21 protein-coding genes are annotated in these 21,025 nt (G+C 37.6%); 11 read left to right on the top strand and 10 right to left on the bottom strand.

The window, feature by feature from the left end; all coding sequences use genetic code 11:
• The first annotated feature begins 38 nt into the window (after positions 1-38).
• From RI845_RS06315 to tpx, 6 genes are all read left to right on the top strand, one after another.
• Positions 39-737, top strand: a complete 699-nt coding sequence (locus RI845_RS06315; protein WP_348388900.1) for an ABC transporter ATP-binding protein — start codon at positions 39-41, stop codon at positions 735-737.
• 9 nt (positions 738-746) lie between these two features.
• Positions 747-2,057, top strand: coding sequence for an ABC transporter permease (locus RI845_RS06310; RefSeq protein WP_348388899.1), 1,311 nt, complete (start codon positions 747-749; stop codon positions 2,055-2,057).
• Between the two features lie 11 nt (positions 2,058-2,068).
• The gene (locus RI845_RS06305) at positions 2,069-3,283 is read left to right on the top strand and encodes an ABC transporter permease (RefSeq protein WP_348388898.1); all 1,215 of its coding nucleotides are present in this window, start codon (positions 2,069-2,071) and stop codon (positions 3,281-3,283) included.
• 360 nt (positions 3,284-3,643) lie between these two features.
• Complete coding sequence (locus tag RI845_RS06300; protein WP_348388897.1) at positions 3,644-4,621, top strand: DUF4382 domain-containing protein; 978 nt, start codon at positions 3,644-3,646, stop codon at positions 4,619-4,621.
• 160 nt (positions 4,622-4,781) lie between these two features.
• A complete protein-coding gene (locus RI845_RS06295; RefSeq protein ID WP_348388896.1) occupies positions 4,782-6,443 on the top strand; it encodes an amidohydrolase in 1,662 nt (553 codons plus the stop codon).
• A gap of 65 nt (positions 6,444-6,508) precedes the next feature.
• Positions 6,509-7,108, top strand: a complete 600-nt coding sequence (gene tpx, locus RI845_RS06290; protein ID WP_405054106.1) for a thiol peroxidase — start codon at positions 6,509-6,511, stop codon at positions 7,106-7,108.
• Positions 7,109-7,140: 32 nt separating this feature from the next.
• Here the strand turns inward: tpx and RI845_RS06285 are convergent, their stop codons facing one another.
• Positions 7,141-7,755: a DUF924 family protein gene (locus RI845_RS06285; RefSeq protein WP_348388895.1), complete on the bottom strand. Its 615-nt coding sequence runs from the start codon at positions 7,753-7,755 to the stop codon at positions 7,141-7,143.
• A gap of 269 nt (positions 7,756-8,024) precedes the next feature.
• Between RI845_RS06285 and RI845_RS06280 the strand changes: the two genes are divergently transcribed.
• Positions 8,025-8,483 carry an Hsp20 family protein gene (locus tag RI845_RS06280; protein WP_348388894.1) on the top strand — a complete coding sequence of 153 codons (459 nt, stop codon included), beginning with the start codon at positions 8,025-8,027 and terminating at the stop codon, positions 8,481-8,483.
• 364 nt (positions 8,484-8,847) lie between these two features.
• A complete protein-coding gene (locus tag RI845_RS06275; RefSeq protein WP_348388893.1) occupies positions 8,848-10,188 on the top strand; it encodes a glycosyltransferase in 1,341 nt (446 codons plus the stop codon).
• Positions 10,189-10,216: 28 nt separating this feature from the next.
• Here RI845_RS06275 and RI845_RS06270 read toward each other — a convergent pair whose 3' ends face one another.
• A complete protein-coding gene (locus RI845_RS06270) occupies positions 10,217-11,008 on the bottom strand; it encodes an alpha/beta fold hydrolase (protein WP_348388892.1) in 792 nt (263 codons plus the stop codon).
• Positions 11,009-11,085: 77 nt separating this feature from the next.
• Here RI845_RS06270 and RI845_RS06265 point away from each other — a divergent pair, with 77 nt between their 5' ends.
• Complete coding sequence (locus RI845_RS06265) at positions 11,086-11,337, top strand: hypothetical protein (protein ID WP_348388891.1); 252 nt, start codon at positions 11,086-11,088, stop codon at positions 11,335-11,337.
• Between the two features lie 119 nt (positions 11,338-11,456).
• On the opposite strand, the gene RI845_RS06260 is transcribed toward RI845_RS06265, so the two are convergent.
• On the bottom strand, positions 11,457-11,891 hold the full coding sequence (locus RI845_RS06260) for a hypothetical protein (protein ID WP_348388890.1): 435 nt from the start codon (positions 11,889-11,891) through the stop codon (positions 11,457-11,459).
• A 246-nt stretch (positions 11,892-12,137) separates the two neighbouring features.
• Between RI845_RS06260 and RI845_RS06255 the strand changes: the two genes are divergently transcribed.
• Entirely contained in the window at positions 12,138-12,737 is a 600-nt protein-coding gene (locus RI845_RS06255; protein WP_348388889.1) for a glutathione S-transferase family protein, read from the top strand.
• Positions 12,738-12,747: 10 nt separating this feature from the next.
• On the opposite strand, the gene RI845_RS06250 is transcribed toward RI845_RS06255, so the two are convergent.
• The 3 genes from RI845_RS06250 to RI845_RS06240 are packed head-to-tail and all read right to left on the bottom strand — an operon-like array spanning position 12,748 to position 15,323.
• The gene (locus RI845_RS06250) at positions 12,748-13,110 is read right to left on the bottom strand and encodes an MGMT family protein (RefSeq protein WP_348388888.1); all 363 of its coding nucleotides are present in this window, start codon (positions 13,108-13,110) and stop codon (positions 12,748-12,750) included.
• A 9-nt stretch (positions 13,111-13,119) separates the two neighbouring features.
• Positions 13,120-14,634 carry a hypothetical protein gene (locus tag RI845_RS06245; RefSeq protein WP_348388887.1) on the bottom strand — a complete coding sequence of 505 codons (1,515 nt, stop codon included), beginning with the start codon at positions 14,632-14,634 and terminating at the stop codon, positions 13,120-13,122.
• 23 nt (positions 14,635-14,657) lie between these two features.
• On the bottom strand, positions 14,658-15,323 hold the full coding sequence (locus RI845_RS06240) for an SDR family oxidoreductase (protein WP_348388886.1): 666 nt from the start codon (positions 15,321-15,323) through the stop codon (positions 14,658-14,660).
• 120 nt (positions 15,324-15,443) lie between these two features.
• On the opposite strand from RI845_RS06240, the gene RI845_RS06235 reads away from it, so the two are divergent.
• Positions 15,444-16,001 carry a GNAT family N-acetyltransferase gene (locus tag RI845_RS06235; RefSeq protein WP_348388885.1) on the top strand — a complete coding sequence of 186 codons (558 nt, stop codon included), beginning with the start codon at positions 15,444-15,446 and terminating at the stop codon, positions 15,999-16,001.
• A 160-nt stretch (positions 16,002-16,161) separates the two neighbouring features.
• Here the strand turns inward: RI845_RS06235 and RI845_RS06230 are convergent, their stop codons facing one another.
• The 4 genes from RI845_RS06230 to RI845_RS06215 all read right to left on the bottom strand — a co-directional run bounded on the left by RI845_RS06230 (position 16,162) and on the right by RI845_RS06215 (position 20,712).
• Positions 16,162-17,670 carry a parallel beta-helix domain-containing protein gene (locus tag RI845_RS06230; RefSeq protein ID WP_348388884.1) on the bottom strand — a complete coding sequence of 503 codons (1,509 nt, stop codon included), beginning with the start codon at positions 17,668-17,670 and terminating at the stop codon, positions 16,162-16,164.
• Positions 17,663-18,940: a cytochrome-c peroxidase gene (locus RI845_RS06225; protein ID WP_348388883.1), complete on the bottom strand. Its 1,278-nt coding sequence runs from the start codon at positions 18,938-18,940 to the stop codon at positions 17,663-17,665. The genes RI845_RS06230 and RI845_RS06225 overlap by 8 nt, the downstream gene beginning before the upstream one ends.
• 3 nt (positions 18,941-18,943) lie before the next feature.
• Complete coding sequence (locus tag RI845_RS06220) at positions 18,944-19,591, bottom strand: c-type cytochrome (RefSeq protein WP_348388882.1); 648 nt, start codon at positions 19,589-19,591, stop codon at positions 18,944-18,946.
• A 128-nt stretch (positions 19,592-19,719) separates the two neighbouring features.
• The gene (locus tag RI845_RS06215; protein ID WP_348388881.1) at positions 19,720-20,712 is read right to left on the bottom strand and encodes an AraC family transcriptional regulator; all 993 of its coding nucleotides are present in this window, start codon (positions 20,710-20,712) and stop codon (positions 19,720-19,722) included.
• Positions 20,713-21,025 lie beyond the last annotated feature (313 nt).

Here is a 21,025-nt window from a genome sequence, read left to right as displayed (position 1 = left end):
TTAAACAACAATGAATAAATTCAGCAAAAGGGATCACTATGTTAAACATGAGCAATATTAGTAAGGTATTTCAAACCGATGAAGTACAAACTCACGCCTTAAGAGACTTTAATTTAACCGTAAACGAAGGCGATTTCGTCAGTGTTACCGGTCCTTCTGGCTCAGGTAAAACAACGTTTTTAAACATTGCCGGTTTACTAGAAAGTTTCACCAGCGGTTCGTTTATGCTTGATGATAAAGATATAAGTAATCTGAACGACAGTGGCCGTTCAAAAACTCGAAATGAAAAAATAGGATTTATTTTTCAAAGTTTTAATTTAATTCCAGATTTAAACTTATATGACAATGTTGATGTGCCATTACGCTACCGTGGTTTAAATAAAAAAGAGCGTAATAAGCGCATTACCCACTACCTAGATATGGTGGGGTTAGGGTCAAGAATGAAGCATTTACCAAGTCAATTATCTGGTGGACAGCAGCAACGAGTGGCTATTGCGCGAGCGCTAGCAACACACCCAAGATTTTTATTGGCCGATGAACCAACGGGTAACCTAGATACGCAAATGGCACAAAGTGTAATGAGCCTGTTAGAAGAAATTAACAAGCAAGGAACAACCATCATCATGGTGACTCATGATGCTGAACTGGCTAATCGTGCAACTCGTAAAATCCAAATTAAAGATGGCCGAGTTAGCGAGCTTGACGTCGTTCAAACTACGTCGCAAGCAATTGCATAGGAGATAATCATGTTCAGTTACTATCTTCGCCTTGCTTGGATAAGCATTATAAAACATTGGGGCTTAAGCCTGGTTATGGTCACCGCGATTGGACTGGGTATCGGCGCATCAATGACTACAGTAACCGTAAACTATTTAATGTCTGCCAACCCCATCCCACACAAAAGTAAGGTTCTTTATAATGTACAACTAGACAGTTGGGATGTGAATGAGCCAGCAAATGATGATGGCAGTCCTCCAACTCAACTCACTTATAGAGATGCCACGTACTTAATGAGTGCTAAAAAAGCATTTCGTCAAAATGTACAGGCCCAAGCTAATTCGGTTATCGAACCTGAAGGTGATGGCGCGTTACCTTTTATGGTGTCAGCACGAGCCAACTCAGCCGATTTTTTTACCATGTTCGACTTACCATTTATTTATGGCAGTGGCTGGGATCAAAGTGCTGATGATAATAAAGAACAAGTTGTTGTCTTAAGTAATGACATTAACCAACGCGTCTTCGGCGGTGAAGACTCAGTTGGTAAATCGATAAAAATTGGTGGTAATTACTTTAAAGTGGTTGGAGTTATTGATTATTGGAACCCTACCCCAAGATTTTATGACATTTCGACGGGTGCATTTAATGACTCAGAAGAAATATTTGTACCCTTCTCACTTATTGCAGAAGAAAAGGTGAACCGTAGTGGTAATACAAACTGTTGGAAATCTCCAGGAGACGGCTTTCAGGCATTTCTGAATTCTGAATGTGTGTGGTTGCAGTTTTGGGTAGAACTACCTAATGAGCAAGCTAGAGAAGAATATATGAGCTTTTTAAGTGCCTATGTTGAAGAGCAAAAAGCACTAGGGCGCTTTGAACGGCCGTTAAATAATCGCTTAAACAACGTAATGGAGTGGTTAGAACAGCAGCAAATCGTTTCTGATGATGCCGTTATGATGATGACGATGTCATTTATGTTTTTAGTCGTGTGCTTATTAAATACCGTAGGTTTACTGCTCGCTAAGTTTTTAGGAAAAGCGCCAGAAATTGGTCTTCGCCAAGCACTCGGTGCAAGCCGTCGAACGCTGTTTGCCCAATATATTATAGAGTCTGGTTGCATTGGTATTGCCGGAGGAATTCTTGGGCTAGGCTTTGCGTGGCTAGGGTTACAGGGAATTGAATCTTTATATGGTGACATGCTTAAAGGCTTAACCGGTTTAGATACCACCATGATAGTTAGCGCTATTGTGTTAGCAATTATCACCAGCATTCTGGCTGGCCTATACCCAACCTGGCGCGCTTGTAATGTACAACCGTCACAACAATTAAAAAGCCAATAGAGGATAGTATCATGCAAGAATTAGGATTAATTTTTCGCGCTCTGTTGCGAAATAAAGTTGGTGCATTGTTAATAAGCTTACAAATAGCGCTAACTCTAACCATTATGGTTAATGCCATTTTTATGATGCAAGAACGTAGTACTCAAATGCAACGTCCAAGTGGTTTAGATGAAGCTAACCTGTTTCATTTAAACAACACTATATTTGCTCAAGAATATAACCAACAAGTAAACCTTGAAGACGATTTAGCCTTATTGAGACAAACCGATGGCGTGGTTGATGCCATTCAAATAAATGCCATACCTATCAGTGGTGGCGGTTGGTCTATGGGGTTAAAAACTGAGCCTGGTGTTGATACCAGCAGTACAGGGGTGGCCGTTTACATGGTTGATGATCATGCAATCAATACTCTTGGTTTAGAGTTGATTGCAGGTGAAAACTTTTCACCTACCGACATTGAATGGCGACCAAGTGGTAAAAGTACCTGGCCGGCAAAAACTATAATCAGTCAAGCGATGGCCGAAGCATTATTCCCTGATGACTGGCAGTCAGCCATTGGTAAAACGGCCTACATTAATAATGATGAACCTATGCAAATTACTGGCATAGTAAAATCATTACAAGCACCTTGGAATGGTTGGGATGGCGTTGAGCGTAGTATGCTAGTACCGTATAAAATGGAGTCTAGCGGTAGCCGCTTCATGATCAGAACAGAACCTGGCCGACGCGATGAATTAATGCCAATAATTGAAAAGGCGTTAAGTGAAAGTAATAAAGGTCGTATTATTCGCCGCGTTACAACTATGGATGAGACCCGAGAGCGTAGCTATCGAGGTCATAATGCGGTAAACAAAATACTGTCTTCAGTTATTATCGTATTAACGCTGATCACCGGCTTTGGTATTGTCGGCCTTGCAATGTTTAGCATTAACCGCAGAACCAAACAAATAGGTACTCGCAGAGCTTTAGGGGCTACTCAATGGCAGATCATGAGCTTCTTTATGATTGAAAACCTTATGATTTCCAGCTTTGGTGTTATCTTAGGTGTTGCTGGAGCCATTGGTTTAAACATATGGCTGGTGAATACGTTTGCGCTATCACCAATTAATATGAATTTAGTTTTATTCGGCGTAATTGCTCTTTACATCGTCGGCCAAATTGCAGTGTTGTACCCGGCAAGAAAGGCAGCATTAATTTCGCCTGCAACAGCGACTAGAACAGCTTAATCAAATATAAAGGGCAGTTAACTGCCCTTTCTTTTTGTCATAATCCTTTTAATTATGAACAAAAAGATAATTTAACAATGTCCCTTGCTGAATTGACTTCTACACCTCCTATCATCTCCACCATATTAACATTTACTATGGTTTTCATTAACAATATCATTTAATATACACTTGTAATTGATAAATTGCCCAGTGGCAATCGTGAGGCTGAGCCTAAATTCAGTTTCATTTTTTCTAAAGAAAAAGTCTATCAATGAACTCAATAATTAATATGTTATTGAGTACGTAAGTACACTCGTATTTGCTTCATCAGACTTTTCCTAGAACAATTAAAATTATAATAACTACTAGGATTTGACTATGTTAAACAAAAAAAACTTACTCTCAGTAATCATACCTGCACTACTATTAACCGGTTGTGGTGGCTCTGGTTCAGACAATGAATCGGCTGCATTTTCATTAGGTATAAGTGATGCGCCTGTTGATGAATTATCTGCAGTATACTTATGCTTTAATGCTGTTGAGCTTAAAGGCAATGGTGAATCAACAATGATAACTATTGGTGAGCATCCAGAAGCAATGTCTGAAAATAACGTTTGTGGCGAAGCTAAAAATACAGCGGGTATAAACTTATTTGAGTTTACTGGTGCTGAAGCTATACCTTTTGTTGAAAACATTGAAATAGCTGCTGGCGAATACAGCCAAATGCGTTTAATAATGACCGATGGTTCATATGGTGTTTATAAAGACTCAACAGAAACAGTTGCAATTGAAGTACCTTCTAATGAATTAAAGTTTGACGGTTTTACTGTTGCTCAAGGTGGCAGCGTTGAATTTACTTTAGAATTTGATTTAAGAAAATCAATGACTAACCCAGTAGGTAAAGAAGAGTACTTCCTTAAGCCTCGTGGCGTAAGGTTGGTCGACAATAATAAAGTGGGTACATTATCAGGAACCGTATCTGACGCTTTTATTTTAAATGAATGCGAAATTTCATCACCGGGCCCAGATATGCAACTCGCAGCGGTTTATTTATACCCAGGGCAACTAGCAATAGAAAGCCTCGAAGATAATAGTTTAAATGATTCTGAATTTTCACCGCTAGCAAGTGCAACGGTTACAGATGATGGAACGGGTGTATACAGCTATGAAATTGGATTTATTCCTGTCGGTGATTATACGGTTGCTATTACTTGTGATACTAGTGATCAGCCAGAGATTTTACAAACTGATGATTCATTAACATTGCCTGAAGGCGTTGAACCAATCGCATTTATTGAAACACAACCAGCAACTATACAAGTAGATACCAGCGCAGACGCTTCATTTGGTAGTTAATCCCAATTAGCAAGTTTTCATATTAAAAAAGCCTTAACAACATTAACGTTGTTAAGGCTTTTTAGTCTTGGTAACCATTATTTAAAGGGCTTGCTATAAAGTCTTGCTGTTGTATTTATTACTGATAAGATATTGATACAATAAATAAAAAAGAACTCCTATGAAAAATACACTTAACAACTCAATTATTACCAGCGCATTATTCACTTGCGTATTATCGACAAGCACTTTTGCTGCAACAACCATTATCGAAAATGTACAAGGCTATAGCCATAATGGTAAACAATTACAGCAGTTCAGCGCCGTGCAGTTTACTGATGATAAAATTGATAAAGTATTTTTCGCTAACGATACACTGCCTACTTCAACAGACATTGAACGTATAGACGGTAAAGGCAAAACCCTCCTACCCGGTTTAATCGATGCTCACGGTCATGTACTAAGTTATGGCATTAGCTTACAAAGTGCTGAATTGTATGACACATCATCTGAGCAAGATGCAGCACAACAAGTTGCAGATTTTGTAAACAGCTCACCTCAAAAGGGCTGGGTAAAAGGCCGTGGTTGGAATCAGGTTCAATGGTCAAATAATACCTTTCCTACGGCTGCCAGTTTAGATGCTCACTTTAAAGATGTACCCGTCGCGCTCAATAGAGTTGATGGTCATGCCGTTTGGGTTAATAGTAAAGCTTTAGAAATCGCAGGCATTACTAAAGACACTAAAGAAGTCGATGGTGGGCAGATCATTCGTGATAGTAATGGTAACCCTACAGGCGTATTAGTCGACAATGCGATGAACCTGATTTTCGCTAAAATCCCGGCTCTTACCCAAGAGCAAACTCAGGCAGCTTTAAAACTTGCGATGAATTCATTAGCAGCAGTTGGCTTAACCAGTGTACATGATGCCGGTATTGATTCAGATAACATTAGTGCATTCAAACAATTAAGCAAAAACGATGAGATGGTCATCCGAATTAACGCGATGATTTATGCAGACGATAAAAATATTGACCAACACTTTGCTAATGGCCCTTTTGCCAGTAACGATCAAAAGTTAACGATAAATTCAGTTAAAATTTCAGCTGATGGTGCACTGGGAAGTCGCGGAGCGGCATTAATTAAAGATTATTCAGATATGCCTCATCACCGCGGCCTGTTATTGCACAGCGAAACTGAACTTACCAAACTAATGAAGCAGTCAATGCAAGCTGGTTTTCAAGTAAATACACACGCCATAGGTGATAACGCCAACAAACTGGTGATTGATAATTATGAGCAATTGATCAAAGAAACCAATACTAAACATTTACGCCATCGTGTTGAACATGCGCAAATTTTGCAATTATCAGATATCCCAAGGTTTGCCGACATAGGTATTATCGCCTCAATGCAAGCAACCCATGCTACCAGCGATAAAAATATGGCAGAAGATAGAATAGGCAGCGAACGTATTAAGGGCGCTTATGCGTGGCGCTCATTAATTAAAGCAAAAGCAGTTATTGCTGCCGGCTCTGACTTTCCCGTGGAATACCCTAACCCATTTTTCGGGTTACACGCCTCGGTGACTCGTCAAGACAGAAACAATCAACCGGCTGATGGTTGGTATGGCAACGAAGGAATGACGGTTAGTGAAGCATTTAAATCTTTCACCATAGATGCCGCTTATTCGGGACATCAAGAAACGTTAATAGGGTCAATAGAAGCGAATAAAAAAGCTGATTTTATTTTAATCGATCAAGATATTTTCAGCATTGACGCTAAAGATATTTGGAAAACCAAGGTACTTAATACTTGGGTTAATGGCAAAGAAGTTAAATTTTAACTTCTACCTGTGACTAATAAACGTTAAAATTTAAATAATTACTTAGATTACATAAAAGAATGACTATGAAAAAAATAATGACCCTATGTTTAGCTACTGCGCTTTCCTGTTCAGTGATGGCTGCAGAGCCGGTTGTAAACGAAACCGTTGGTTTAGTGGTTGCCGGCGGCAAACCGATCACATTAATCGGTAAGCAAGTATATGTTGGTGAACAAGCGCCTGATTTCAAAGTGGTTAATGATCGTTTCGCCCCGATAACTTTAACTGACTTTGCTAATAAAACGGTATTAATTTCAGTTGTACCAAGCTTGGATACTGGTGTGTGTTCATTGCAAACAAAGCGATTTAATGAAGAAGTAGCAAACCTACCTGAAGACGTTGCTATATTAACAATTAGTAATGACTTACCGTTCGCGCAAAAACGCTTTTGTTCAACTGAAGGTGTAGAAAGTTTAAAGGTACTTTCAGACTCTGTTTGGCGTGATTTTGGCGCTAAATATGGCCTAATGATCAAAGATATGGGGCTACTGAGCAGAGCTATTTTTGTAATCGATAATACCGGGAAAATCTCTTACAAAGAGTTAGTTGCAGATATTTCTACCCACCCAGATTATGATGCTGCGCTAAATGCCGTAAAGGAAGCAAACAGCTTATTAACTAAATAAGCTGTTATCCAGCAGGTAGTTAGTTGTTTTATCTAATTACCTGCTTGACCAAAATTAATGCCCTGCTTCAAAAACTCCAATTCTTCTGCTGTAGACTCTCGTCCTAATACTTTATTCCGATACGGGAAACGTCCAAACTTTTCGATAATTTCAAGATGTTGTTTAGCATAGTTTAATGAGCCACGAATAAACTCTTGCTGTGCATCTCCTTGATATACCTGCTGTAAACGTTGAAACTCAATTACACAAACCTGCTGCATTTTTAAGTTTTCAGCATGTTCTAGCGGATGATAAAAGAACGCTCTCTCAACCAACTGTAACTGTCGGTCATAACCTTTTGATAATCCTTTTAAGCAGTAATCTAAAGCTAAATGATCGCTTAAAAACGCCCTATCTGTACCTCGGTACATATTTCTGGGCATTTGGTCGAGCAAAATAATTAATGCCATTGTGCCTTTCGCCGACTCAAGCCAGTTTGCTAACAAACCATGAAATGCTTGTTCATATAAATGCTCAAACTGGCTACGAATATTTTCATCATCTTCAGGCGTTGATTGATACCAAAGTTTGTGTTTTTCAACGGGGGAAAGTTGATCAGTTATATTGCCAAACCAAAAGTTGATAACTTTATCGATATTTCCACTCATTTTTATTTCCTTATTTTTCATAAACTTAACTTCAAAATGAAAATTTATTTTAAATTTATTTATATTTTCTCTTGAAAATAAAACATCCGTCCGCATCTATTTATTGTAGTCGCCGTAAAGGGTCTACAACAGCCAAGTTGATAAATATTCAATTGGTAACATTAACCGCCTGTTCTTAATGAAAGGCACTTTATATTTATTAAATCACTATTTTATATAGATCGCAGAGATTTAATAATCAACATATTGCTAAATAATAGGATATGACTATGCGTACAATTACTAAAGATTTCAGCCCACTTTACCGTTCACTTATTGGTGCAGAGCACTTAGCGTCAATGATGGACAAAGCCACTAAAGCAGAAAAACAACCTGCTTATCCTCCTTACAACATAGAATCTATTGCCGAAGATAAATATCGAATCACTATGGCAGTGGCAGGCTTTGTTGAAAGCGAACTCGATATTGAATCGAAAGCCAATACATTAGTTGTAACCGGAACCAAAGTTTCTAGTGAAGAAGATACAACTAGAAAATTCCTTTATCAAGGTATTGCCGAGCGTAACTTTGAAAGAAAGTTCCAAATTGCTGATCACGTTAAAGTCATTTCAGCACACATGGAAAACGGTTTATTACATATAGATTTAGAAAGAGAAATTCCTGAAGCATTAAAACCACGTAAAATTGCTATTAATGGAAAAAGCCTTCTAGAAGGTAACTCTGAATAAGGTCTGACTTGCTCGCGCAAAAAAGTCCAAATTTACAAATAATGTAAATATTGGCACTACATCTCCCTATACCATTTTGCCCAGCTTACGCTGGGCTTTTTTGTGTTTATAAATAAATTTATGTCTAATTTACATAGACATAAGCAATTCAACAGATTATCGACTATCCAATTTTTTAATCAATCAACTGCAAATCGTAATTGCACAAATGTATCACAAATTCAGTAATACTGCGGCCTCTAGGCATCAGCATCAATAAAATTAAATGTTTACATACGGTGAATAACTGGCATACTTTTGCACGTAACAGCAATTTAACATTTTTTTTACGATTGCAGTCCTGGTCATGTTTTACAGAGAATTTATGAAAAATTGTCATACACCGAGCAAGAAAAATCTGCTGCTGCTGAGTATTCTTTATATTATTACTATCGCGGTATTTTATTTAGCGGCAACAAATATTACTCAAGATAATAAAGATTTAGCACTAGCCAGAGTTTTTGTATTTATATTGTTATTGCCAGTATTAAGCAAATACATCATTCAGTTAATTGCATTGCCTTTTTATAGCTTTAGAGAAAAAGCTCAGCATAAAAAGAACAAACTTAACAACGCCTCTGCCCTTTCTGTATCCGTCATTATCCCTGCATATAACGAACAAGTTGGCATTATTAAAACATTGCAATCTGTGATAAATACTCACTATGAGCAATTAGAAATCATCATTGTAAATGACGGCTCTACCGATAATACCCATAAACTTGTTAGTGAATTTATTGAAGATGAAACTGACAACTGTCTAGCGACAATTAAATATCTTAGACTAGAAAATGGTGGGAAAGCGAAAGCGCTTAACAAGGCGTTAAAATTGGCGACTAACGACATCATCATGACGATTGATGGTGATTGTTTAATGGATAAAAAAGCGATCAGCAATACCGTTAAACGTTTCGATTGTGAACAGGTTGCTGCTGTTGCGGGTAACGTAATTGTTGGTAACAAGTCTAAAACGATAGAAATAATTCAACAACTTGAATATCTTTGTGGTTTTTTCTTAAGACGTGCCGACTCTGTCTTTAACTCTGTGTTTATCATTGGCGGGGCCGCTGCAGCCTATCGCCGAAATGTATTACTGGAAGTCGGTGATTTTTGTACTGATATTGTCACCGAAGATATTGAAATGTCGACTCGTATTTTAGAGGCTGGTTACAAAACTAGGTATGCTGCGGATGCTGTTACCTATACCGAAGGTCCATCGAATTGGCGCTGTTTGTGTGATCAACGGTTGCGTTGGAAATTTGGTCGCTTTCAAACCTTGTTTAAATTTCAAAATCTATTCTTTAGTCGCAGTAAACAACACAGTAAATATTTAACCTGGTTACTATTACCAATTGCTGTTTATGCTGAGTTTATTCTTCTTATTGAAGTCTTCGTGCTTGCTGTCTTTTTCACGTACACCATTGTTTGTAATGATTATTTTCCTTTAGTGTTTTTGATAACGTTAATGACAACAATAATTACATTGCAAATTTTCTTTGATTCTAAAAAACACTTCCATAGAAATTTACTTATCATTTCTCCTGTCGCCTGGATTTTGTTTTTAATCGTCGACACTGTTGAGTTTCAAGCGCTGTATAGAAGCTTAAAGCGCTTGTATAAAAAAGAGAACTTACAATGGCAAAAGTGGGTAAGGATCGGCTTATAGCTTGCTATAAGTCATAAGTAATACCCATTTAAACACGTATAGTATTAATGATAATATCGGCAACTTCTTCAGCATGACTTATTGGCGCCATATGACCAGCCTGTATTTCACACTCAGTCACATTGGGTACAACCTTTAATAAGCGTTTGATCACTTCTCCGCTGATTTCTTGGCTATGTGAGCCATGCATTAACAGCACAGGGGCTAAAATTTTAGCACAATCATCAAGTGTGTATTTTTCAGAGATTAAACCAATAAAGTCTAAATTAACCTTGTCAATATCACGAACCATCAGTTGTTGTACTTTAGTTGGTAAGTTGTCAAAAAAACCTTTTCGATTCCAAGTTTCAGTAAAGTGTCGTGCGGCTTGTTCATCAGATGAAGTTGCAACAATATGGGCAAACTCAAGCACTTCTTTTCTAGCTTGCGTTCCTTCTTCGAGTAGGTGAAATGCTACTGGCTCATACATACTTAGGCTTAAAATTCTTTCGGGGTTTTGTACTGCTATTTTTAAAGTATTAGCTCCGCCAAATGAATGGCCAACCAAATGAAAAGGCTTGTTACCTATAACACTTTCTATTGCGTTCATGATGCGACTATACTCTGTTGCTAACGTATAGCCTTCAGGCTGTTCCACTTTTGGTGCACTGCCATAACCTAGTAAATCAATGTTAATGGTTAAGTAGTCTTCACTTAATTTAGTTTCAAGTGTTCGCCACTGCAAACTACTGCTTAATGAGCTATGCAGCATAATAACAGCGTCACCATCTACATTCCCTTTAACAAATATCCCTGCTTTTTGCTTTACTCTATCCAACACACTAGTACCAATCACCTTTAAGAGCGCTTATTATATACCCTTTAGTATTCAAAGTGCTGGATTTCAGTGGGAATTAAATGGCAAAACCTAATAAAAAACTACCCAGTAAAAGCGTGAACATTTACTGCAACAACTGTAAATTTAAGCTATTCAAATATAAAAAAGGTGGGAAAGGTGCATTGCTTAAATGTTTCAAAGAACGCATCGTTGAGGACTTTACGTTGGTGCCATGTATTTGCCCACAATGCGAAACAATATTTGCTAGAGACACGTTAGTTAATGGCACACCAGCGTTCAAAATAATTGGTAATAAGGCATTTTGTAAATAGCATTATTCAAGCTGGAATTTATAGATGTAATGAATGCCGCGAGCGCATTTCCAACATGGATGTTGTAGATTAGAGCAATACACGGATTGCCGGTATGCGCATCAGCGGCTATTGGCCTACTACCTTACTAGGGCAATATCATTATCAGCATTATCAACGTAACTGATGTACTTTTCAATTATTGCTTGGGCTTTATCTTCACCACCAGCGATGTCATTTAACGCGCTTCGCCATGCTTTACCATGAGGACCTTTTTCCCACGTTAAATCATTTACACCACCTTCCATATGCCACACTACAAGTAGATCATAATCACCAGTTTGTAGTTCCATTACAACTTCAGGCCCAGGTGTTTTTGCTTTTTCAGTAGCAGGACGATAGTAATCGCTAATAATTTTTAACGCTTCGTCACGCTTACCAGGCTTATAGTTTACTCTTACGACATTTTTCCATGTGACACTTTTATCATATCGTTTGCCATCTTCTGCGACACTAACGTTACTTGCCATTAGAAATGATGCTGTTATTACACTTATAACTATTTTTTTGTACATTTTATTTATTCCATTTTACATTACACACAAGAACATTCCCTACTTCCTAGTTACAACCTTATGTGTGATTACTAAATTAACTTTAGTAATGCGGTGATTAAACATTAGTACAAATTCTTTAGTAAACAAGTAATAACAAGCAAATCATTTGCTCATTTAATAAACATTTCATCCGTTAGGAATAATTGTTTTTTAGTCGCTTTAAACGTAAATTAGAGATATAGCGAGTACATTAAAGGGCGAATAATGAAAATTTATGGGGATAGCAAATCAGGGAACTGCTACAAGTTAAAGTTAGTTTGTACCAACTTAGGTCTAGATTACACTTGGGTTGAATTAGATATTCTTAAAAAAGAGACACAAACAAGCGATTTTTTATCAAAAAACCCTAACGGAAAAATCCCAATTATTGAATTGTCATCGGGAGAGGTATTAACCGAATCTAATGCTATTTTAAATTACATAGCTGACAATACAGCCTTACTCCCAAGTGAGCCATTAAATCGAGCTAAAGTGCTGCAATGGCAGTTCTTTGAGCAATACTCTCACGAACCTAACATTGCTGTGGCCCGCTTTATTGAAAAGTATTTAGGCTTACCTGAAGAACGGCGCAGCGAGTATAAGCAAAAACAAATAGCGGGTTATAAAGCATTGGATATTATGGAAGAGCACTTATCTAAAAATTTGTTTTTCGTGAATAATAACTATTCTATTGCCGACATATCGCTCTATGCGTATACCCATGTAGCCGATGAAGGAGGAATTGATTTGTCACCTTATCCACACATTCAACATTGGCTTCAACAGGTAGAACAACAACCAGGCTACTGCTCTATGTATGAATAGTCGAAGGATATCAATATTGCAGGGTAAACAGCAGCTCAGTTAAGTCGGGCTGCCATTGAAACTCTTTCAGCTTTATTCGACCATTTAGCACCACAACCTCCTCAGATTGCAGTAACTGTTTTTGTTTATCAAAGTATTCGCTGCCAATTGGAAATGAAATTTTACCTTGAGAGTTAATTACTCGCTGCCACGGCACATTTAGCTCTTTAGGTGCAAAACCTAGAGCACGGCCCACGAGCCGAGCTTTCCCTGGCAGACCAGCCAAATCAGCAATTTGACCGTAACTTGCAACGTTTCCCTTAGGGATACAAAGAACCGTTTGCCATATTCTTTGATAATTAGGATTAATCACTGACGACGAACTTTTTGACACACAGTACCTTTATTTAGCTTGTAAGATCAGCAAACGGTTTCGTCTTTCTGCGCCATCTTCGCTATCGTAACGCACAATCAACTCTGCTTTACCATCCTGGTTTAAATCATCACTGGTTAACAGCACACCATTTTGTGGTAAGCGAATATCCAGCATTTGCGACTGTTTATGTAATATATTGCCTTTTTTCAGTCCTGGAAATATCTTTAACTGATTTTCTCCATCAGATAAAATAAGCTCCTTCGCCCCATCGCCATCAAGATCAGCTAATTTGATAACAGGAGCGCCGCTTTTACCTGACGTTAAACTAAACTTCATTTCAACTTGTTCACTAATACGTTGCTGATATCGTTGTTTTGAATCTAACGCAAATATAAGAACGTCTTGATCTACGCTACCAGTAAGTAGCGCACCAATAATTTGTGATACCGAAATATCAAACGATGAGGCCATTACTTCATGTCGGTCATCGCTGTTCAAATCAACAAAATCCAACTGTGCTAATGTGCCTTCTGACTGAATTGCCGTATCTGCCTTGTCACCATAAATTAATGCACCGTCGTTGTTTTTACCTAAGTACACTTCATAGTCATTACTTTTATCTAACACCCCAGAGCTTTGGGTAAAACGAACAATAAGATCGGGAATATCATCATTATTAATATCTTTAAGGGTATCAACGGTTCGGTGTGAAAAGTCGCTTTGATCTAAATTTTTTCCATCTGCACCACGAGAATCCCACCAATTAGTTGAGGTGATTTCTTTATTAACCGAGATTGATGTTGACTCAGTTGAAAAGTGACCGAGGTTATTTTGAGTAAATGCTAACAACTCGCCATCTCCACCGATAACAATGTCTTTATGTTGATCGAAGTTGGTATCAATTAGATAGTAAGGTTTTTCAGTATAACTTACGCTGCCATCAAAAATTTCAACGGTGGGATTAATAGGTAAACTTTGCTTAAGGAATTCGTCATTACCAAGGTTTAAGTAAATATTTAAGCTGCTAAAGCCTGACAAAATAACATCACTTAAACCATCATCATTTAAATCAGTAACAAAGTTAGCCTGTTTTAAATAATCAGCGTCTTGGTTAACGTACATTGAACTGACACTTACTGAATCAACAAAGGGTTGCTTAAGCTCTGGCTTAAAATGAACCACTTTGTCAGTGGCAAGAAAATAAAGAGATTGTTCACCCGTAGAGTTTTCATCGCTAACATCAAAAGCGAAATAAGACTTTGATAACTCGACATTTAATACAAGTTTATATTGCTTATCCTGTTCAACAAAAGCAAATATTGCCAACTGTGGCGTTTTATCCTTTTCACCGATTAAAATGATTTCTTTGCCAGTATTAGGTAATAAGTTAGCTCGAATGGGCTCTTGGCTTATATTAAATGGTGCATTCAATTGAAAATGAGAAAATTCATAAAAATCTCTGGCAAAAGCGCTAGGGCCAAACGCTATGCTGGTTAGAATTAAAACTTGTATTAAATAGTTGTGTAAACGTTTATTTGCCATTTTTATATTTCTTACCTTTGTAATTACCATGGTAATGCTTCGCCATTTGAATGGAAGAACACACCAGAATTGTCCATAGACAGGTTATCAATTAAGCCGACTAAACGCTGTGCTGCTTCATCTGCAGAAATATCACCTCCATGATTTACCATATCTGTTTGTACGTATCCTGGATGGTAAATTCCAACGGCGATAGATTTTTCAGTTAAGTCTTTAGCCAATGACACAGCTGCAATATTTAATGCAGCTTTACTCATTCTATAACCATAGCGCCCACCGGATGTATTATCGGCTATTGAGCCCATCCTAGAGGTGATTAAGCCAATTTTACTGCCTGCGTGCAAATTATCCTGCAACTTTTGACATACGTGAATTGGTGCAATGGCATTGACTAAAAACTGCTCTGTTATTGTTTGAGTGTTAAAGTCAGACAAAGTTTCATCACGTAAAATTCCTGCATTATTAATCAAGATATCAATGCTCAAGTTAGTTAATGCTTGCACCATAACATCAAGACCTTGATTGGTAGCTACATCAACACCTTCAACAACCCTGACACCTAAAGCATCAAGTTGAGTAGAACTTTTGCGACACAGCGCAATAACATGTTCACCACGAGATTTATAAAGGTTTGCAAAAGCAAAACCTATGCCGCGATTTGCGCCGGTAATCACTACTGTTTTAGACATCTTCAATCCTTAAAATGAAATTGTTGGCTTAGTAAACTGCAAGTATGTCTAAACTTTAACTTAAAATCACAGCTATTTTGTAATAAGTTATTAACATATTAAATTTAGATACAAACAAACATGGATAACAAACCGACATTAAAATCAACTTATGCTGTTGAAACCTTGTTCACCGAAAGGCTGGAGCTTAGGCCTGCACAGGAAGATGATAGACAATTTATAATTCCCCTTGAACAAGATCCAGAGCTTATGTATCACGTGAAAGAAATACTGAGTGATGAGGAAGCAGAACAATTTTTCAACTCTCTGTTAGCACCTTGGCAAGCTAAAGATATGGAATGGACAATGCTGATTGCAGTTGATAAGAAAAGCAAACAGCAAATTGGCTGCTTTTCTTTTAGGTTTATTCATGAACATAGTTTGAATGCGGAAATTGGTTTTTTAATATCCCCTGAAAATCAAAATAAAGGTTACGCCAGTGAAGGTGCAATGGCGGTAAAAGAGTTTTTATTCAATAAAATTGGTATGCGTAGAGTATGTGCTTTTTGCAATACCGGCAATACAGGTAGTTGGAAAGTTATGGAAGCCATAGGACTTCAACGGGAAGGATTGATGCGACAGGAGTATCGTATTAAAGACGTTTGGCATGATACTTATGTTTATGGCGAAGTGCGTTAACTAGTTTTATCGTGAATAACGTCTGAATAAATTCGGAACAACCAGAGTCACTCCAGGTATATGTCTCGTTTCTCGTTTCTCGTTTCTCGTTTCTCGTTTCTAAAATAATAAGGCCGATTGTTTCAGCAAACAACCGGCCTTATTTTAAGTGTTTTGTTATCTAGTTCTTTCGAGAAAGCATATATTTAGCTACCGCTAATCGTGTTTCTTCATCCAAGTAATCTTGTGGTGGCATTTCAGGATAGTCCTCACGTTTTTTAGTTGGTTTGGCGATATATTCCGCAATACCTTCTGGGTTATCCATATACAATGCTTGGATAATATTTACCGGAGGGCCAATCATTCGATCGGTATAGGTATGACAACCGGTACAAACACCTAAGTAAGCAATTTTACCTGACTCTGATTTATCAATTACACGCGGTGGTACAGGTTTATCCAAAAGATAGGTCTTGATATCTTTGGTGTTGGTGAAATCACACTCTTTCCAACCATTTATACCTGCTGTTACATAACGATGTCGGTTAATGATACAACTATCAACTCCTGAACCAGCATTAATAATGTCGGCATTACCGGTTTTCAGTTCAGTAAGTAATAATGCTTTTACTTCATCAATAGTATCGTGACCATTGTTCATCATAAAGTTGTCTAAAATCATGGTGCGATCTGAGTTAGGCTCAGACTCAGGATCGTTTGATCCTTTACCAAAATCATTATGACCGGCAATAAGAATACCTGCAGTTTTGTTGTTAGTAATAATATTACCTTCAACAATTACATCATCCCCTGCCCAAATTACAATACCAGAGCCTGCCGGGATCATCCCTACTGTAGAGCCTGGGATGGCAAAGTTTTTATGATTATTATCAACCACAAAGTTATTACGAATAATCACATCATAGGTTGTTTTGATAGGTAAACCTGGCGTTACAAAGGCTAAAATACCGCCAGTGTTATTGTGCACATAATTACTTTCAACAATGGCGTGGCGAGAGTTTTCAATTTCAATACCGGCAACACTTTCAAATACGTCGTTATATGACACTTGAATGTTATCGCTCATACCAACATAAATTGCTGCATCTTCGATACCAGAAATGATGTTGTGATCAACAATACCATTTTTACCCAATTGCGGAAAAATACCATACACGCCGGTATCCACAATTAAGTTATTACGAATAATAAAGTTATTACCCGCTTGCCCCATAATCCCATTACCTTTGTATCCAGTAATTTTCATATTCTCAATCAAGAAATTATTTCCAGAGTAAAGTACAGCATCATTAAGTACGCCTTTACCATCCATTGTTGCGCGAGCACCTTCTTTTATCACACCAACAATAGAAATATTTTCTTTATCAACATATACCGTTTCATGATAAGTACCAGGCATTACCTGAATGGTATCACCAGGATTAGCTGCCTTAACTGCTGCCATGATAGATTCGCCATCATTAACAACTCTTACTTCGCCTTTCATTTCTTCAATGACTACAGTGTCAGCGCCTAGTTCAGCATCCTTAGATGCATCATAACCGCCACTAAAACTTGCACCGCCACTACTTGATGTTATAACTGCAGCGCTATTTAATCCGCCCCAATAACTCCCCGCAGCAAACGCGCCAGCGATTAACACGGCACCTAAAATTTTGCCTTTACTCATCTTCATCTCCACTCTCTGTGTGTATACTTTGTTGTTTTTGTTGTTTTTGTTGTATGTTATGTTTTGCCTGCTGCATTGCATAATCAGCATCAATGACCGGTAACCCAGAAGGTAATCTTTTTGGTAATTGTGGCGTTAAACTTTCATCGGTTAAGGTTTGTAAGAATTCGACGATTAAATCAAGCTCTTTATCTTGTAAGTCAGGCTCCCAGATATGCCAATGGATCAGCAAATCTTCACCTTCAGGTATAGCGTGACCACGGCCTTTATTATAAAACTCTGTAGCTTCCCGCAAATCTTTCATTGCTCCCGAGTGCATGTACGGCGCTGTTTTGGCAATATTGCGCAGCGTTGGAACTTTAAAGCCGCCACGGTTCTTTTTATTATTAAAAGTTTTTTCTGCGCCAATATCAAATGGCAAACCTTCTGCCTCTGGTGTACCTATGACGGCAACTTGATTGTTGGTAAATAATGGTGGTTGATGGCATTCTGCGCAGCGTGCTACAAATGAGCGAAAAATATTTAAACCCTTGATCTCATTTTCATTAAGCGCTTCATGATAACCATGGGCATACCTGTCATAACGCGAGTTTAATGAAATTAGCGTACTTTGAAATGCCGCTAATGATTTGGTGATGTTAGTGATCGTTATCTCGTCGCTATTAGGAAAAGCAACGTTAAACATTGCTAAATATTGAGGAATTGCATTCAATGTTTTTAACAGGTGCTCTGGTGAGTTTCCCATTTCTTTGGCATCGAACAAAGGCCCAACAGCTTGCTCTTCTAATGTATCGGCACGGGCATCCCAGAAAAACTTATCTAAAAATGCGACATTCCACAATGTTGGCGCACTACGGCCAACCTTTTCACCGGTAATTCCTATGCTTCTATCTAAATCATCACTAAAGCCTTTATCCGGCTGATGACAACTGGCACAGGATATACTGTTATCTTTAGAGAGTGCCGGATCAAAAAATAAGTATCGACCTAAATCAATCTGAGCAGGAGTAAAGCCATCGCGATGTTTAGGCAATGATGTTTGTGTGCCACCTAAGCCTCGGCCTTGCACAGAATTGTAAAATTGATACATGTTCCTTAATTCACAAGTACCATTTTCCATCAATTCAAAGCTTGCTGGGCAGGTTTGTTTCAGCTTAAATGCAGAGTCTGAATTATGCGTTAAATCAGGTTCGGCATTTACATTAAAAGACAATGTAAAAACAACAAAGCTGAACAGCAAAGCAAGACGGGTTGGATTAAAAATGATCATTATTTATTTAATTGGCAGTGTATTTATGAATGCAACAATATCGGCAAGGTCAGCATCATTTTGAACTGTACCTGCCATCATTTTCATTTGACGACCATATTTGTCATCGTTGTGATAGCCCCGACTGGATGTACGGTAGTTTTTAATTTGAGTGGTTAAATATTTTGATGACAAAATACTTAAATTAGGGGCTTTTAGATTTTCATTACCTTGTGCATCTTTACCATGACAAGCACCACAAACTGCATTGTATTTATTATCGCCATTACGTAAATCTGCTGGTAACGTTTCTGCCGTTTTTACTTTGTCCAAAGATGCTAAAAAACTACTTACATCTGCAATTGCTGTTTCATCAGTTAGCAGGTTAGCCATGGCAACCATTTGTTGTCCTGCCTGATCAGATTGTTTAGCACCGCGTTTACCATTTTTAAAATTTTGTAATTGTGCCGACAAATACCACTGATATTGACCGGCTAGTGTAGGTGCATTTAACTCGTCGTTTCCTTGGGCTTTATCACCATGACAACTTATACAAGCTTGGTATAGTTGCTCACCTTTTTTTATATCTCCATTTGCAACAGAGTAAGAAGAGAAAATAAACGCGATAAAAATGAACAAAAATTTACTTAAGGATTGTGAAGAATTTTTCATTGGCAGCGCTCTTTTAATAAATTAGGTAAGAACTTAATCTCAGTTAACTTACCTTATAATAAATTGCATCAAAGATGCTTACTTATTTCTATAAAAAGCTGACGGATTATTAAAAAAAGCTGATTAATTTATTGATTAGGATGGTTAATCTTACGAAATTCGCTAGGTGTAGCGTTATGAGTCATTTTAAATGCTTTATTAAACGAACTGAGTGAACGAAAGCCACTTTCTAATGCCAACGTTAAAATTGGTGTCGATTTATGCGTATCACTGATCAATTTTTCACTAACCTCAGCGATTCGATAATGATTTAGAAAGTCATTAAAATTTCGATAACCCAATGCGCCGTTAATGATTGTTCTTAACTTATATTCTTGAATGGCAACATGGCTTGCCAGTTTAGAAATTGTAATGCCCTCTTGTCGATATAAACATTCTTCTGCCATGGCACTATTAAGTTTTGCCAGTTCTTTTTTATACTCAACGGGTGGTTCAACGATTGCGTTAGGCTTAGGAGGTTCAAACAAACTGGCTAACCTTGGCGTAAATAAATAAAAATTGAGACCACTGATTAATACAGCCAACATTAACATTTCAACGGTATTTAACCATGGCCAGTTTATTTGTAGTACTTGCCCTAATATAATGACTAAAATAATGTAGCTAGCGGTTAAGCTAATTACTGCACCGCGAATAATACGACGCTCTTTTACCAAGTCATTTCGCCAGCATTTTATCGCGAATAATAAAGCAAATCCTACTAAGGCCATATCAACCATCAAAGCTGTATTTTTCATTACGGTGATGCTCAAGTCAGCCGGGCTAATACCTGACATTTCTATTATTTTGGCGATAAAAAGAATTACCGCAGGTGTAACAGCAAAGCCATAATGTTTGGTTTTAATATTATGATGATCGCTAAACACACTTAAACCAACCAAAAAGAAAACACCTGGCAGCAAATTACTGGCAAAAAATGTTAACCACCAAATAACGCTTACGGGTGTAATGGCATTAAAAATACTTGGCAGTAAATAAAAGCCTGCGGATAGCATTAGAGCGCAATACAATTTTACTTGTTCATTATCTTTTGCCTTAGGCAACAAAAGCATAAATGCCATAATAATTTGCGTAAAAGCAAACAAAGCAAAAAAGAAAGTTAGGCCAGAGAAAGAGAGATTTATCATCAAGTTTTAGAATTTATTATATTGTCGCTAAGATTATCACCGCCATCATCGACACGCTAGTAATTATTAAACAGCACTTGTTAACAAAAGGTTAACCGCCGACTTTTTTAGTCTATTTTTCAAACAGCCATTTGAAATAATCGTTTAATAGGTTGACAACCGATTGTTAATTTGAAAGATTATTAAGGTCTTACCACTTAAATTTTCTTTTGGGTGGAGCAGAATTTATAGTTCTGAAGACTTTTAA

It is taken from the genome of Thalassotalea nanhaiensis (genome assembly GCF_031583575.1).
Classification (GTDB): Bacteria; Pseudomonadota; Gammaproteobacteria; order Enterobacterales; family Alteromonadaceae; genus Thalassotalea_A; species Thalassotalea_A nanhaiensis.
Note: the sequence above shows the minus strand (reverse complement) of the source record. Positions and strands in the feature narration are given on the sequence as shown.